The 14,870-nt window shown below is 63.7% G+C and carries 13 protein-coding genes, 1 tRNA gene and 1 riboswitch; of the genes, 2 read left to right on the forward strand and 12 right to left on the reverse strand.

The genetic code is table 11. The annotated features are described in order from the left end of the window. Positions 1 to 7 precede the first annotated feature (7 nt). The 12 genes from ACZ3GY_RS03770 to ACZ3GY_RS03825 form a co-directional block, all read right to left on the reverse strand. Positions 8 to 1,114, reverse strand: coding sequence for an ABC transporter substrate-binding protein (locus ACZ3GY_RS03770; protein WP_465908977.1), 1,107 nt, complete (start codon positions 1,112 to 1,114; stop codon positions 8 to 10). A 188-nt stretch (positions 1,115 to 1,302) separates the two neighbouring features. Then, positions 1,303 to 1,376 (reverse strand) — tRNA-Gly (locus ACZ3GY_RS03775). 98 nt (positions 1,377 to 1,474) lie between these two features. Then, entirely contained in the window at positions 1,475 to 2,359 is an 885-nt protein-coding gene (locus ACZ3GY_RS03780; RefSeq protein ID WP_465908978.1) for an alpha/beta fold hydrolase, read from the reverse strand. Between the two features lie 168 nt (positions 2,360 to 2,527). After that, complete coding sequence (locus ACZ3GY_RS03785) at positions 2,528 to 3,220, reverse strand: pseudouridine synthase (protein WP_465908979.1); 693 nt, start codon at positions 3,218 to 3,220, stop codon at positions 2,528 to 2,530. A gap of 6 nt (positions 3,221 to 3,226) precedes the next feature. Beyond that, on the reverse strand, positions 3,227 to 3,424 hold the full coding sequence (locus ACZ3GY_RS03790; protein ID WP_465908980.1) for a cysteine-rich CWC family protein: 198 nt from the start codon (positions 3,422 to 3,424) through the stop codon (positions 3,227 to 3,229). Further along, a complete protein-coding gene (locus ACZ3GY_RS03795) occupies positions 3,421 to 4,896 on the reverse strand; it encodes a sensor domain-containing diguanylate cyclase (protein WP_465908981.1) in 1,476 nt (491 codons plus the stop codon). The genes ACZ3GY_RS03790 and ACZ3GY_RS03795 overlap by 4 nt, the downstream gene beginning before the upstream one ends. A gap of 108 nt (positions 4,897 to 5,004) precedes the next feature. Continuing rightward, positions 5,005 to 8,661: an urea carboxylase gene (uca, locus tag ACZ3GY_RS03800; RefSeq protein WP_465908983.1), complete on the reverse strand. Its 3,657-nt coding sequence runs from the start codon at positions 8,659 to 8,661 to the stop codon at positions 5,005 to 5,007. Positions 8,662 to 8,956: 295 nt separating this feature from the next. Further along, entirely contained in the window at positions 8,957 to 9,592 is a 636-nt protein-coding gene (locus ACZ3GY_RS03805) for an urea amidolyase associated protein UAAP2 (protein WP_465908984.1), read from the reverse strand. Between the two features lie 10 nt (positions 9,593 to 9,602). Beyond that, entirely contained in the window at positions 9,603 to 10,331 is a 729-nt protein-coding gene (locus tag ACZ3GY_RS03810) for an urea amidolyase associated protein UAAP1 (protein WP_465908985.1), read from the reverse strand. 10 nt (positions 10,332 to 10,341) lie between these two features. Then, the gene (locus ACZ3GY_RS03815; protein WP_465908986.1) at positions 10,342 to 11,112 is read right to left on the reverse strand and encodes an ABC transporter ATP-binding protein; all 771 of its coding nucleotides are present in this window, start codon (positions 11,110 to 11,112) and stop codon (positions 10,342 to 10,344) included. Beyond that, positions 11,109 to 11,924 carry an ABC transporter permease gene (locus tag ACZ3GY_RS03820; RefSeq protein ID WP_042555334.1) on the reverse strand — a complete coding sequence of 272 codons (816 nt, stop codon included), beginning with the start codon at positions 11,922 to 11,924 and terminating at the stop codon, positions 11,109 to 11,111. Before ACZ3GY_RS03820 ends, ACZ3GY_RS03815 begins: the two co-directional genes overlap by 4 nt. Before the next feature lie 72 nt (positions 11,925 to 11,996). Further along, positions 11,997 to 13,064: a putative urea ABC transporter substrate-binding protein gene (locus ACZ3GY_RS03825; protein WP_465908987.1), complete on the reverse strand. Its 1,068-nt coding sequence runs from the start codon at positions 13,062 to 13,064 to the stop codon at positions 11,997 to 11,999. A gap of 65 nt (positions 13,065 to 13,129) precedes the next feature. After that, a riboswitch (guanidine-I (ykkC/yxkD leader) is annotated at positions 13,130 to 13,236 on the reverse strand. A 335-nt stretch (positions 13,237 to 13,571) separates the two neighbouring features. Between ACZ3GY_RS03825 and ACZ3GY_RS03830 the strand changes: the two genes are divergently transcribed. Both ACZ3GY_RS03830 and lapG read left to right on the forward strand, forming a co-directional pair. Beyond that, positions 13,572 to 14,039: a hypothetical protein gene (locus ACZ3GY_RS03830; protein ID WP_465908988.1), complete on the forward strand. Its 468-nt coding sequence runs from the start codon at positions 13,572 to 13,574 to the stop codon at positions 14,037 to 14,039. 188 nt (positions 14,040 to 14,227) lie between these two features. Next, positions 14,228 to 14,863 (forward strand): cysteine protease LapG, encoded by a 636-nt coding sequence (lapG, locus tag ACZ3GY_RS03835; protein WP_463566021.1) that lies wholly within the window; start codon positions 14,228 to 14,230, stop codon positions 14,861 to 14,863. Positions 14,864 to 14,870: the final 7 nt, after the last annotated feature.

The raw sequence follows: 14,870 nt of genomic DNA on the forward strand, positions 1-14,870 counted from the left end.
GCTGGGCTTAATCATTCAGGCCGATGGCGTACGTGCCTTCGGGGGCCACTGGCAAATACGTGCGGTGGTAGTTCAGGTAGTTGGCCACGGGGTCGAGATCGGCGAACAGCTCCGGGTAGAGCTGCTTGGCGATGAATTGCAGCATGGCGAAATCGCCTAGGCTGCGAGACGCACCTTGGTAAACCCCGTACAGCCGTCCATCGCGGATGGCAGGCAATTGCGCCCAGCCTGGGCGCGAAGTAAACGCCCGCAGTTGCTGGTGCGCCGTCTCGGCTTTTACACCGGGGCCCATGGAAAGCGCGGTTGGGTTGGTGTTGTCCTCGCGCCCGGAGATGACAATGACCTCAGGGCGGGCAACCAGCACCTGCTCAGGATTGATCGGCCCCCACCACTCCACGAAGGGGGTCGCAATGTTATCGCCACCCGCGGCTGTCGCCAGGGCGCCCCACATGTTCTTGCCGTAGGTGAACGAGTATTCGGCCGGCCCCTTGTTACCGAATTCGAGGTAGATGCGCGGCTTGGGTTTGTGCGCATCGGCAATACGCTTTTCCACGTCCTTGACGGCGGTTGTATAGAGGTCGGCCAATTCCCGTGCCCTGGCTTCTTGCCCGGTCACGGCACCCAGCAGCAGGGTGGAGGCGACGTGCCGCTCCAGGGTCTGCGCGTTGTAGTCGATGACCAGCACCGGTACACCGGCCTTTTCCAGACGGGCCACTTCATCTGGCAAACCCTGGAACTGCCAAGCCGTCAGCACCACCAGATCCGGGTTCAGGCTCAATACTTTCTCGACCGAGAAACTCTGCGTTTCCACCTCGCCTACATCGGCAAGGCGATCAATGGCTGGGCGATGAGCGACGTGCAGTTGCCAGTTCAACGGCACCTTCTTTTCCCAGGCGCCCCGGGAAATACCCACCACCGAGTCAAACGCCGAATCACCACCTACGGCTATGTAGTCTTCGAAGTTGAAGCCCAGAATCACCCGCTTGGCCGGCAAGGGCGCCGTGACGCTGCGGCCCAGTAAATCGACTATCTGTCTAGACTCCGCATGGGAAAAGCTAGAGAGAAGAAAAGCGAGAAGCATTACTGCTAATGGATAAGCGCGTTGCTTGGTCATCTTTCTCATCCGGTTCATCTCGCTCGGCGGATCTGGCGATTGGTCTGGGTGTCGCGCCCCATCTGTTCTACCTGACGGGCACTTGGGCGTGGGCAGGGGCAACTCTCTGCCTAGGTTCTGCAAAGCAGAGCGGCTCCCGCCCAGATACAAAAAAGCCCCGCAAGAGCAGGGCTTTGATGTGTGCGATCTGGAGCGGGCTAAGGGAATCGAACCCTCGTCATGAGCTTGGGAAGCTCAGGTAATGCCATTATACGAAGCCCGCTTTTGCGTGCGTCTTTATACCGGAAGTCGCCTGCGAAATGAAGCCCGCGTCGGCCAGAAATCTCCCTGAAGCGGTATGCGGGCTCTGTTTTGTGCTGCTCATACGGCGATGGCGTGCTGCAGATCCGGGTAGCGGGCGTAGCGCCGGCTGCTGGCGGTACTGTCCTTCAGAAAGCCGAGCAGGGCGTTTTGGGTTTGTAGCCAGGCGCCTTTGTGTTCCATGTCGATGAAGTGGCCGGCGTTGTCGACGGTGGCGAACTGGCAGTCGTGGATGTGTCGGGCGAACAGGCGGGCATCGGTGGTGCTGGTGTACTCGTCGTGTTCGCCGTTGATGAACAGCAGCGGGATGTCGATGCTGCCGAGGCGCTCCGTGTGGCAGTGAGCCTGCATGCGCAGTACCTGCCGGATGTGCGCGGTCATCTGCCGGTATTCGTGGTGGCTCAGGCTGCTGATGTGTTTGTGGTTGTAGCGCTTGAACAGCGAGGGCAGGTATTTGCCGATGGTGTCGTTGACTAGGTGGCCGACCTTGTCGCTGTCTTGCTGGTTCAGGCACGCCAGGGCGCGGCCCAGGTAGCCGAGCATGGGCGCATTGAGCACTGGCGAGAAGGAGGCGAACACGGCTTTTTCCAGGCTGCTCGGGCGTTCGCAGAGGGCGAGCATGCTGGCGATGCCGCCCCAGGAGAAGGCCATCAGGTACTGCGCCTGGTAGTAGTCGATGAGGTTCAGCAGGATGGCCGCTTCGTCTTCCTTGCTGATGCAGTGGTCGTTGCGGTTGTGCGCTTTGGAGCGGCCCGCGTAGGGCTGATCGTAGAGCACCACGTTGAACCGGGTGCCGAGGTATTTGACGGTTTGCGCGAAGGAGGCGGTCGTCGACAGCGAGCCGTTGACCAGGATGATGGTCTTGCTGGCTGCGGGGTTGGTGTGGAATTCGGTGTGTACCTTGTACGTCCCGTGGACATCGACGACAGCGGTTGCTGGCTTCATGGGGATTCCTCCTGGCGCAAGGATGAATGGGGCTGACGGCGATGCCGCTAGCCGTACACGTCGAATGCATAGGAAAGCGCCAAGGCATGACAGGCCGATGTCAGCCAGGAGAATCTTGTTGTTTATAAGCCAGACGGTCAGGACTTGGATTAGCCGTCCCGTCGTTGATCAGACGCTGTCGATTTCCGCCTGAGTGAGTGGCCGGTAGGCGCCCGGCGGCAGGGCAGGGTCGAGTTCGATGGCGCCAAGGCTTTCGCGGTGCAAGCCGATGACCTTGTTCTGGAAGTGCCCGAACATGCGCTTGATCTGGTGGTAGCGACCTTCGTGCAGGGTCAGCCTGGCGTGATGCGGCGCTTCGATTTCCAGCAAGGCGGGGCGGGTGGTCAGGTTCTCGTAGGCGAAGTACAGGCCGTTGGCGAACACCTCGATGGCTGCAGGGTCGATGACCTGCTCGGTTTCCACCTTATAGACCTTGGCGTGGCTGCCGTCGGGGGCGGTGGCGCGGCGTGACCAGAGGCCGTCGTTGGTGATCAGCAGCAGGCCGCTGGTATTGAGGTCGAGGCGCCCGGCGAGGTGCAACTCGTGCTTGTCGGGCTCGTCCAGCAGGTCGAGCACGGTGCGGTGTTCCGGGTGGCTGGTGGCGCTGACCACGCCGACCGGTTTGTGCAGCATGAAATAGCGTGCCGCCTTGCCGGCCTGCAGAACCTCGTTATCGAGCTCCACGCGCTGGAAGTCACGTACCTCGGCGCGGCTGTCGCGGCAGACCTGGCCATCAATCCGCACCCGTCCTTCGGCGAGCAGCAGGCGGGCGTGCTGGCGGTTGAAGCGTGGCAGGTTGCTGAGCAGGCGGTCGATGCGCATGGCCGCTCAGCTGTTTTCCGCAGGCAGGGCCTGGGCACAACGCGGGCACAGGCAGGCGCGGTTCAGCGCTTCGGGCGGCAGGTCGAGCAGGGCCTGCGGTTCGACCTCTACCTCGAAGCACCAGCAGTGGCTGACTTCAGCGTCGCTGTCGGCCTGGGCGCAGCGGTTGAGCTGGCCACAGGCGGGGCAGAGGCTGGTGTTCACTGGGTTTCTTCGCACATGCGGTTGCGCCCGGCCTGTTTGGCCCGATACAGCGCGCGGTCGGCGCGGGCGATCAGTGCCTGCAAGTCGTCGCCTTCCTGCAGGGTCGCTAGGCCGATGCTGGTGGAGGTCTGCAGGTGCTGACCAGCGAATTCGAATTGGCTGCTGGCAGTCTGCTGGCGGATCTTCTCACCGAGCTGGCGGGCGGCGTCGAGGGAGGTGTCCTTGAGCAGCAGGATGAATTCCTCGCCGCCCCAACGGCAGATGATGTCGGACTGGCGCAGGTTCTGCTGCAGATGGCGAGCGAAGCCGCGCAGCACAGCATCGCCAGCCAGGTGGCCGTGACTGTCGTTGAGCTGCTTGAAACCGTCGAGGTCGAAGAGCAGCGCGCACAGCGTGCTCTGGCTGCGTCGCGCTTCCTGAATGGCCTGGTTGGCCAGCAGTTCGAAGCCGCGGCGGTTGGGCAGTTCGGTCAGCGAGTCGGTGGTTGCAAGGGCGGTGATGCGCGCCTGGTAGCGGCGCAGTACCAGCGTCACCAACACCAGCACGATCAGCGTGACCACGCCCCAGATCAGCAGGTTGAGGTACAGCGACTGACGAATGCCGGCCACGGCACCGGTCTCGTGTTTGTCGACGAACAGGTACCAGTCCAGCTCGGGGATGAAGCGCACGTTGAGGAAGTGGCCGCGGCCATGTTCCTGGTAGAAGAAGTCGCCGCTCTGCGGGTGCGGCAGCTTGCCGTGCAGGTCTTCAAGGCCTTCCACCTCGCTCAGCTGGTCACCGATGCGCGCACCCATCGGGCCGCCGCTGGCGCCGGTCAGCACGATGCGGCCGTTGGTGTCGACGAAGTACACGCTGCGGTCGTAGCGTTGCTGGTACTGGTCGATCAGTTGCACCACTGCGTCCACGGTCAGGCCGACGCCGGTGGCGCCGATGAAACGGTGCTGGTAGTCGAAGACCTTGTAGTTGATGAACACCGTCATGCGGTCGCCGTTGGCCATGTCGATATCGACATTGATCTCGTAGGGCTCCTTCATGTCGCGCAGGCGGTAGTACCAGACGTCACGGCTGGCCTGTTCGTCGATCTGCTTCAGCACGCCCTTGGCCTGATAGTAGGTCTTGCTCTGCTCGGAGACGAAGAAGCTGGTGACGGTGCCGTAATGGCTCTGCACTTCCTGCAGGTAGCGGGTCATGGGCTCAAGGTTCTGCTCGCCGCCGAGCACCCAGTCACGCAGGAAAGTATCGCGGGACATCATCGAGGAGATGAGGATGGGGCGCACCAGATCCTTCTGGATTTCCGAGTAGACGTTGTCCGAGGTCAGCGGCAGCTCGGTGTTGACGATGTTGTCGCGGATCGAGTCGAGGGCCGCGTAATAGCTGGCCAGCGAGGTGGCGATGAAACCGCAGCCGAGCAGAACGAGGAGCAGAAACACCAGCGAGCGTGGGCTGGCGGTTTTGGGTGACGGTGATGGCATCGTGCTGGCTTCTTGGTAGATGCCGCAATGCTAGGCGTGGTACCGCTCAGGTGCAAGCCGAGCAGAGCGAAGACAGCGGGTTCGCTCTGCTGTGCTCACGGTTTTTACTCAGACTGTATGGGCCTCCTCGATGACCGCCACGCGCTGGCCGGCCCGCACCGGCGAGCCGGGTTGCACGTGGATGTCTCTGACCACGCCGGCAAAGGGCGCGAGCAGGGGGATTTCCATTTTCATGGATTCGAGGATCACCAGCACGTCGCCCGCCTGGACGTGGGCGCCTTCCGCGACCTGAACTTGCCAGAGATTGCCGGCGATGTGGCTGTCGACGCTGTGCTGGCCGGCGCCCAATGGCGCGTTTTCGCTGGGCTCGGCCACGCCTTCGTCACTTTCGAAGTGCGCCTGGCCGGAGTCGATCCAGCGCTGGCGCTCGGCGGCAAAGGCGCTGCGTTGCTGGTCGCGGAAGGCGGCGATGCCGTCTGCTTCGTCCGTGAGGAAGCGTTGATAGTCGGCCAGGGCCAGCTCGCTGTGTTCGATGCGCAGGTCGAAGCGGCCCAGGGGGAAGTCGCGGCGAATGCGCAGCAGCTCGTCCGGGCTGACCGGGTAGAAGCGGATCTGGTCGAAGAAACGCAGCAGCCAGGGTTTGCCGTCGAAGGCGGCGACTTCACGGTAGCGGTTCCACATCTGCAGGGTGCGGCCGACGAACTGGTAGCCGCCGGGGCCCTCCATGCCGTACACGCACATGTAGGCGCCGCCGATGCCCACCGAGTTTTCGGCCGTCCAGGTGCGCGCCGGGTTGTACTTGGTGGTGACCAGGCGGTGGCGCGGATCGAGCGGTGTGGCCACCGGTGCGCCTAGGTAGACGTCGCCCAGGCCCATCACCAGGTAGCTGGCATCGAACACCGTGCGATGCACTTCGTCGAGGTTTTCCAGATCATTTATCCGGCGGATGAACTCCAGGTTGCTCGGGCACCAGGGCGCGTCCTTGCGCACGGTGGTCATGTACTTGTCGATGGCCAACTGGCAGGCCGGGTCATCCCAGGACAGCGGCAGATGAACGATGCGCGACGGCACCTTGAGGTCGCCGGTGGCGCACACGGCGTCCCACTCGCCAGCGACGATATCGAGCAGCTGCTGCAACGGCAGAGTTTCCGGCTGGTAGTGCACCTGCAGGGAACGGATGCCGGGCGTCAGGTCGATCACCCCGGCGATGTCCTTGGCCTGCAGCGCCTGCATCAGCGCATGACCACGGAAACGCAGCACCAGATCCAGCTCCGGTTGGCCGATTTCCAGCAGCAGGTGCGTGTCGCCTGAGAGGCGTGCGACCAGCCGCGTGTCGTCCTGGCCGATATCCAGAATGATGGGACTTTGTAGCCCGGATGCCTTCGTGGGAGCGGATTTATCCGCGATGTAGGTAACACCAATATCGCGGCTAAAGCCGCTCCCACTAAGGGTTAGGGTGTTGCATTCAATGGCACTGGTTTTCGCCAGCTCCCGCGCCGTGGCGATATCCACCGGTACGAAGCGCACCTTGTCGCCGGCCTTGAGTTGGCCGAGCTGCCAGAGGTCGGCTTCGATGATGGTCACCGGGCAGACGAAACCGCCGAGGCTGGGGCCGTCGGGGCCGAGGATCACGGGCATGTCGCCGGTGAAATCCACCGCGCCGATGGCGTAGGGGTTGTCGTGGATGTTGGACGGATGCAGGCCCGCTTCGCCGCCACTCTCGCGTACCCATTCCGGCTTGGGGCCGATCAGCCGCACGCCGGTGCGGCTGGAGTTGAAATGCACTTCCCAGTCGGTAGTGAGGAAGGTGTCGATATAGGCCGGGGTGAAGTATTCCGGTGCGCCGTGAGGGCCGTAGATCACACGGATTTCGCGCACGGCAGGCAGGGCAGTGCAGAGCTCGCCTGGTAGTTGCGCGCCGGCTTGCGTGGTGTCGAGCGGCGGCAGGTGCAGCACGTCTCCGGCGCGCAGTGCGCGGCCAGCGTGGCCACCGAACTGGCCGAGGGTGAAGGTGCTCTTGCTGCCCAGGTAGTCCGGCACCTGAATACCGCCACGTACGCTCAGGTAACTGCGTGCACCAGCGCCAGCGATGGTGCCCAAGGCGAGGGTGCTGCCGGCGCTGATCAGCAGGGTGGCGTTCAAGGGCTGGGCCACGCCGTCGACGCTGAGCGGAATCTGCGCGCCGGTGACCGCCACCAGCGCGTCGGTATTGAAGCGCAGGGTTGGGCCGTTCATGGTGATTTCCAGGCCGGCGGCGCCTTCCGGGTTGCCGAGCAGGCGATTGCCCAGGCGCAGGGCACGACTGTCCATCGGCCCGGAGGGCGGCACGCCAACTGCCCAGTAGCCGAGGCGACCGGGAAAGTCCTGCACGGTGGTCTGAGTTCCGGCAGAAAGCACCTCGAAGGTGCTGGCCTGATAGATCAGATTTTCCAGGCAACGCGTCCAAGGCAAGCCGCTGGCGAAGGGCGTGTCTGCGAGGATCTGGCGCAGGTAGTCGCGGTTCGACTCCACGCCGTACAGCAGCGATTCGCCCAGGGCGGCGTCAAGTGCACTGCTGGCTTGGTCTCGGGTTGGCGCCCAGGCGATCAGCTTGGCGATCATCGGGTCGAAGTAGGGTGGAATCTCGCAGCCCGCTTCGACCCAAGTGTCGATGCGCAGCGACTGGCCGTCGGCAGACGGAAATTGCACGGCGGTGAGCAGGCCAGGGCTGGGCTGGAAGTCGCGACCGGGGTCTTCGGCATACAGACGCGCCTGGATGGCATGGCCGCTGGGTTTCAGGCCCTCTGCCAGCTCATGCAGAGGCGCCAGATCGCCGGCTGCCAGTTCGATCATCCAGCGCACCAGATCAACGCCCCATACCTGCTCGGTGACGCCGTGCTCGACCTGCAGGCGGGTATTCACTTCGAGGAAGTAGAAACGTTCGGCCTCGCTGTCGTAGACGAACTCGACGGTGCCGGCGCTACGGTAGCTGACCGCCTTGGCCAGTTTGATCGCCGCCGCGCAGAGCTCATCGGCCATGCCGGCAGGCAGGTTGGGTGCCGGGGTTTCTTCCAGCACTTTCTGGTTGCGCCGCTGCACCGAGCAGTCGCGCACGCCGAGGGCGAGCACGTTGCCCTGGCCATCGCCGAATACCTGCACTTCCAGGTGGCGGGCACGCTGGATGTACTTCTCGATGAATACGCCGCTGTCGCTGAAGTTGTTCTGCCCGAGGCGCTTGACCGCGTCGAAGGCCTCGCGCAGTTCCTCGGCCGAACGGCACACACGCATGCCGATGCCGCCGCCGCCAGCGGTGCTCTTGAGCATCACCGGATAGCCGACCTGCTCGCCGGCGACCATTGCAGCGTCGAGGTTTTCCAGCAGGTCGGTACCTTCGAGCATGGGCACGCCGTGTTGTTTGGCCAGTGCGCGGGCGGTGTGCTTGAGGCCAAATACACGCAGTTGCTCAGGCGTGGGGCCGACGAAGGCGATGCCGGCCGCTTCGCAGGCCTCGGCGAATGCGGCGTTTTCGGAGAGGAAGCCGTAGCCGGGGTGGATCGCCCTGGCACCACTGGCCTTGGCGGCCGCGAGGATCTTGTCGACCACCAGGTAGGTGTGTGCGGCAGGGCCGTCGCCGAGGGAGAAGGCTTCGTCGGCCTGCTGGATGTGCAGGCTGGCCACGTCTGCCTCGGAGTAGACGGCGACGCCTTTGACGTCGAGCGCGCGCAGGGTACGCAGGATGCGGCAGGCGATGGCACCGCGATTGGCGATCAGAAGTTTTTCGAACATATCGGCTCCCGAGGCCGTTCGAAGCTGCTGCGCTCCGGCCTCGTTGAACGTGGCGGGCCGTCCCGCCGGTATTGGGGCTGCACCACGGTCGTCCGGGGTGGGGAATTCTTTTTGGCCTCACTCGGTTCCCGTGGGAGGGGCTTTAGCCGCGATGTTTTCAAGGTCAAGAGCGTCGCGGCTGAAGCCCCTCCCACAAAGGATTTCGTTTGTTAGGAGGCCGGTGTTTTGTCTCGGGGCGTAGGTTGCAGCACCTGCCCACTCCTGCTCTGGCACAGGGCGAACAACCAGCGCCTGATCATTCCCATACCAGCACCTCCGCAGGCGTGGGGTTCCAGCCGTTGCAGGGGTTGTTGAGCTGCGGGCAGTTGGAGATCAGCACGATCACGTCGGTCTCGGCGCGCAGCTCGACGTATTTGCCGGGTGCGGAGATGCCGTCTTCGAAGGTCAGGCCGCCGTCCTGGGTGACCGGCACGTTCATGAAGAAGTTGATGTTGGCGCCGATATCGCGCTTCTCCAGGCGACCGTCGTGCAGGCTGGCGCGCAGGAAGTTGTCGCGGCAGCTGTGCATGAAGCGCTTGTCCAGGGCGTAGCGCACGGTGTTGCTCTCCTGGGCGCAGGCGCCGCCGAGGGTGTCGTGGCGGCCACAGGTGTCGGCAACGATGGTCAGCAGCGGATTGCCGAGGTTGGAATAGAGCACCGTGCCGGCAGTCAGGTAGACGTTGTTCTGCTTGCGCAGGGTGCGCTGCGGGTCGAAGCGCTCACGGGGGTTGCGGGCGCTGTAGAACAGCGTATCGATGGCTTGGTTGCCTTCCAGATCGTGCAGGCGCAGGGTCTGCCCGGACTTGACCTCGAACAGGTAGGGTTCGCCAGCGGGGATGGTGTGGCGGAATACGGCGGTCTCGGGATGCAGGTTGCTTTCGATCAGGCTCATGTCGGCACCCTCAGAGGTATTGGCGTTCGGTGTTGTGGAAGGCGCGGCCGTTTTCCGGGCGCGAGGTACGGCAGAGCACGCTGATGCCGTCGCTCTCGACCTTGCTCCAGCTCAGCTGCACCGGCTTGGGCGCGTATTGCGGGTTGGGGTCCATCGGGTGCTGCAGTGCGGTGAGCGCCACCAGGGTGTCCATGGGGGCATACAGCTCGAGGTAGTCACCGGCCTGGCTGTTGTCGCCGTGAAAGCGGAAGGCGCCGTCGGCATCTGCGCTGACCTTGCTGAACAGGTTGAGGGTCATCAACAGGTCTTGCAGGTTGAGGTTCCACTTGCCCATTTCCACCAGCAGGTTGTCCACGCCGTTGCGGAAGAACCCATTGCGCAGTTCCTGATAGCGCCCCTGGCCGTACTTCTCGGTGACTTCGTCGGCCGAGAGCACGCCACCGAAGCTGTCGTGCCAGCCGCAGGTGTCGGCGGTGATCGCCGCGAGCACACGGCCCATGTCCGAGTACAGGCAATGGCCGGCCGTGAGCTTGGCGGTGTGCTGGCCCTTGAGAGTGTCCGGCAAGTTGAGGCGCTCGCTTTTCTCCGCTGCGTTGAACAGCAGCAGGCTGACGTTGGCGCCGCCTTCGATGTCGGTGATGCGCAGCAGCTGGCCGCGCTTGAGCACGAACGAGGTGTGGCCGCCGCCGGGGACGGTTTCCTCATAGAGGGTAGGGCGGAGGGTGAGGGCTGTAGTCATGGCAGTCTCCTTACAGGGCCGGGGCAAGATGCGCCGGCAGTGCCGCGATGGCGCTCTTGCGATCGCTATTCAGGGGGATGTCGTAGGTGATGCGCGCGCCGAAGGCATTCGGTGCGTGCGGGTCGATACGGGTCTTGTCGAACACCATCAGGCGGGTGCCGAGGCTGAAGCCTTCGGCGAGATCGTGGGTGACCATGAACACCGTCAGCCCGGTTTCGCGCCACAGCTCCAGCAGCAGGGCGTGCATGTCCTTGCGGATGCCCGGGTCGAGGGCGCCGAAGGGCTCGTCGAGCAGCAGCACACGCGGCTTCATGATCAGCGCCTGAGCGATGGCCAGGCGCTGCTGCATGCCGCCGGAGAGCTGGCTGGGGTACTTGTCCAGGGCATGGCTGAGGCCGACTTTGCCGAGGATCGCCGCCGCCTGCTCGCGAGCGTCACGCTTGGCTGCGCCGAACAGGCGACCGAGCAATGGCGCGCGCGGCAGTTCCAGGCCGATGGCGACGTTGTCCAGCACGCTCAGGTGCGGGAACACCGAATAGCGCTGGAACACCACGCCACGGCTGGCATCCGGCTCGCCCACGAGCGGCTCGCCACCCAGCAGGATCTCGCCCTTGCTCGGCCGCTCCTGGCCCAGCAGCAGACGCAGGAAGGTCGACTTGCCGCAGCCGGACGCGCCGACCAGGGTGCAGAACTCGCCCTCGGCGATGGACAGGTTCAAGCGCTCCAGAACGATCTGGTCGCCATAGGTCTGCCAGACATTTTTCACTTCAATGAAGCTCATGCCTTGGCCCCCTCGTACCAGGGGAAGCACAGCCGCGTCAGCTGACGCAGGCCGAGATCCATCAGCCAGGCGAGCAGGGTGATCCACACCACGTACGGCAGAATCACGTCCATCGCCATGTAGCGGCGCACGAGGAAGATGCGGTAACCCAGGCCATCGGTACTGGCGATGGCTTCGGCAGCGATCAGGAACAGCCAGGCGGAGCCCAGCACCAGGCGCAGGGCGATCAGTAGGCGCGGCAGCAGCTGTGGCAGCACGACCCGCAGGATCAGCGTCCAGGTGCTGGCGCCGAGGGTCTGGGCCTTAATCAGCAGCTCCTGGGGGATTTCCCGGGCACGCTGTTCCAGGTCACGGGCCAGGATCGGGGTGATGCCGATGACGATCAGCATCACCTTGGACAGTTCGCCCAGGCCGAAGACGATGAACAGGATCGGCAATATCGCCAGCGGCGGCACCATCGACAGCACGGTGAGCAGCGGTGACAGCGGCGCACGCAGCAGCGGCAGGATGCCGGCAGCGATGCCCAGGCAGAGACCGACCAGGGCCGCGATGCCGATGCCCATGCCGAGACGCGTCAGGCTCGACGCGGTGTCTTGCCAGAAGGCGTAGCCACCGGTGCGCTTGTCTTCGGTGAAAGCCAGGCGGTCGACGGCGGCGATCATCTGGCTGGCGCTGGGCAGTAGCTTGTCGTTGGGGTTCTCCGCCAGGCGCTGCGCCGAGCCCATGAAATAGGCGAACAGCAGCAGTGCGAAGGGCAGCAACACCAGCAGCAATCGGCCGGCCCTGTCGGGATGTCGGTTGATCAGGCGCATAGAAGTCTCGGGGTCTGCGGTCGCGTCTCGAGGTTCGTGCCCACGCCTAGCGAGGGCACGCTCAGTCCTGCTTCAGAGCTGGCCGTCGGCGGCCATCTGCATGTAGGTCGTATCGAAGCGCAGCTTGAGGTTGCCCTGGTCGCCGGTGCTCACGTCGTTGGCGAAGGCCATGCCGATCGCATCGGCGCTCTGCGCGCCCTCGCCGAGCAAGCCGTGGTCGAAGGAGAACGCGGCGACCTTGCTCATGGTTTCTGGCAGGCGTGGGCTCTTGGCGAACGCCACGGCATCCTTGGCGCTGTAGAACATCTTGGTGGCGGCGAGCTGTGCTTCGTACCCCTTGAGGTCGGTGCCGGACGCCTTGGCCATATGCTCACGGGCAGCCTGTCCAGCCGCGCCGCTTTCGCTCATGGTTGCCATGATTTCGTACCAGGCGCCGGTCAGCGCCTTGCCGAGGGCAGGGTTGTCCTTGAGGGTGTCGCTGTTGACCACCATCAGGTCGATGATTTCGCCGGGGATCTGGCTGGAGTCGAACACCTTGGTCACGCCGCGCGTGGCTTCGATTTCGGCAAGCAGCGGGTTCCAGGTGGTGACGGCGGTGACGTCCGGGGTGGTGAAGGCGGCGACGATGTCGGCGTCCGAGGTGTTCACCACTTTCAGGTCGCGCTCGCTGAGGCCGGCTTTTTCCAGGCCACGGGCGAGCAGGTAGTGCGATACCGAAAGCTCGACCAGATTGACGTTCTGGCCCTTGAGGTCGCCCAGGGTTTTCTTCTCGCCCTTGAGCACCACGCCGTCATTGCCGTTGGAGAAGTCGCCGACGATCAACGCCGTGCTGTCCACGCCGCCTGCGGCGGGGATGGTCAGGGCGTCCATGTTGGTCATGGTGCAGCCGTCGAATTGGCCGGCGCTGTATTGGTTGATCGATTCGACGTAGTCGTTGATCTGCACGACATCGATATCGATGCCGTATTTCTTCGCCCACTTGTCGACGATGCCTTGGGTGGCACCGTACTCCCAGGGCATCCAGCCGGCATAGATGGTCCAGCACACGCTGAAGCTGTCCTTCTGGGCAGCCTGGCTGTTGAGGGAAATGGCAGCCGCGAGACCAGCGGCGAGAACGGAGAAAAGACGGGGCTTGCGCATGGAGACCTCCAGTTCGAGAAAGGGCGGAGCAGGAGTGCGCGGCATCTCCCATCGCTGGGGGCGCGTTCTCCCGGGCTTTTGTCCCGCCGTGTAACCCCTCGAGGAGGTCGCCAACTCTCGGACCAGTCATTCGCCTGCTGATTGGCGAACCGGAACCCTAGTCGGCTATTGCAAATTGTGATGCCGCTATCCCGGGCCGCTGCCTGGGACTTTCCTGCACGAAGGTCATTAAGCGAGGATCGTGCCAGGCTGTGGCGAGCCGTCTAGCGTGGGGCTGTGTGCATTTTCAGGAAAATACGTTGCGCGCTGATGGTGCGCGTTCGGTGCTGGCTGCGCGGTTTCGGCGCGTACTTTCCAGTGCGCTCACCGAGTGCTGCTGAAATCATTTGTAGCGACTCACCGACGAGCGGAGCGGATTCGGCTGGCGCCGGGTTGTCTGATGGATTGGGAACACTCCCGGCATCGGCAGCCGCCGATGTGCGTTTCGCGGTCGAAGGAGGCCGCCCCATGATCCGTAAATCCATGCTCGTTGCGTTGTTGGGTTTCTCGCTAACCGGTTGTGCCGTCTACGGCGACAGCGGCTATGGCGGTGGTTATCGAGATTATGATCGTCAGTACTACCCCGGTGCTCACGTACAGCGTTCCCAGGTTTATGGGGCGCCGCGTGTGTATGTCTACGAGGATCGTCGCTACGACAGCCGTTATGACCGTCGCTATTCGCCGCCACGGCATTATGCGCCGCCTCCACCGCCGCGCTATTTCAACCAACCCGAGCGCTATGATCCGCGCTACCAGAACCGCCACGACCGCAATCGCGGTGACTACCGCCCGTCACCACGCCCGGGTTGGGAAGGGCAACGCCATCACTATCAGCAGCAACAGCGGCACCGCTCCGCGCCGATGCAGTGGCAACAGCGCGAAGCGCCTCAACGCATTCAGCGCATCCAGGGCGGCGGCTGGAACCGCGAGCGCTGATCCTCTCCCCCTCTGATCTCAACTGATGCGCTCTGCAGCGCATCAGTTGTTCGTTCCCTGTAGTGGCATCTGGCGATTGTTTTTTGCCCTCCTGCACCGCACCATGACGCTGTTGCTTGTCTGGAAGCATTGTCGTGGCCATCGGCGGTTCTGGCTCTCTCTCAATCCGTTACCGCTGGCCCGTGCTGGTGGCGTTTTTGCTCGCCTTGTTTCTGGCGGCTGGCGGGTTGCAAGCGCAGTGGGATTTCCAGCGTATCGCCGCCCGTGCCGAGCAGCTTTATGGGCCACTTGGCGCCGGTAAACCCCGCATCGATGCCTGGCAGCGCCTGCTCGACGAGCAGCGTGATGCCAGCGAGGCCGACCAGCTCAAGGCCATCAACCGGTTTTTCAATCTGCAGCTGCGCTTTCGCGATGACCAGGAAATCTGGGGCGTTGCGGATTATTGGGCGACCCCGATCGAGGCTCTGATGCGCGGCGCTGGCGATTGCGAAGATTACGCCATCGCCAAGTATTTCAGCCTGCGTGAACTGGGTGTGCCGAGCGAGAAGCTGCGCATCACCTACGTCAAGGCGGTGCGCTTGAACCAGGCACACATGGTGCTGACCTATTACCCCACCCCCACCTCCGTGCCACTGGTGCTGGATAACCTGATCGATGCCATCGACCCGGCGACCGAGCGCCGTGACCTGGTGCCCGTGTATGCCTTCAATGCCGAGGGGCTTTGGGTGCCAGGGCCAGCTGGCGGTAAGCAGGTTGGGGACAGCAAGCGCCTTTCGCGTTGGCAGGATTTGTTGAAGAAAATGCGTGCCGAAGGGTTTCCCTGAGGTGTAA

This window comes from Pseudomonas sp. PME37.24/006 (genome assembly GCF_055556635.1).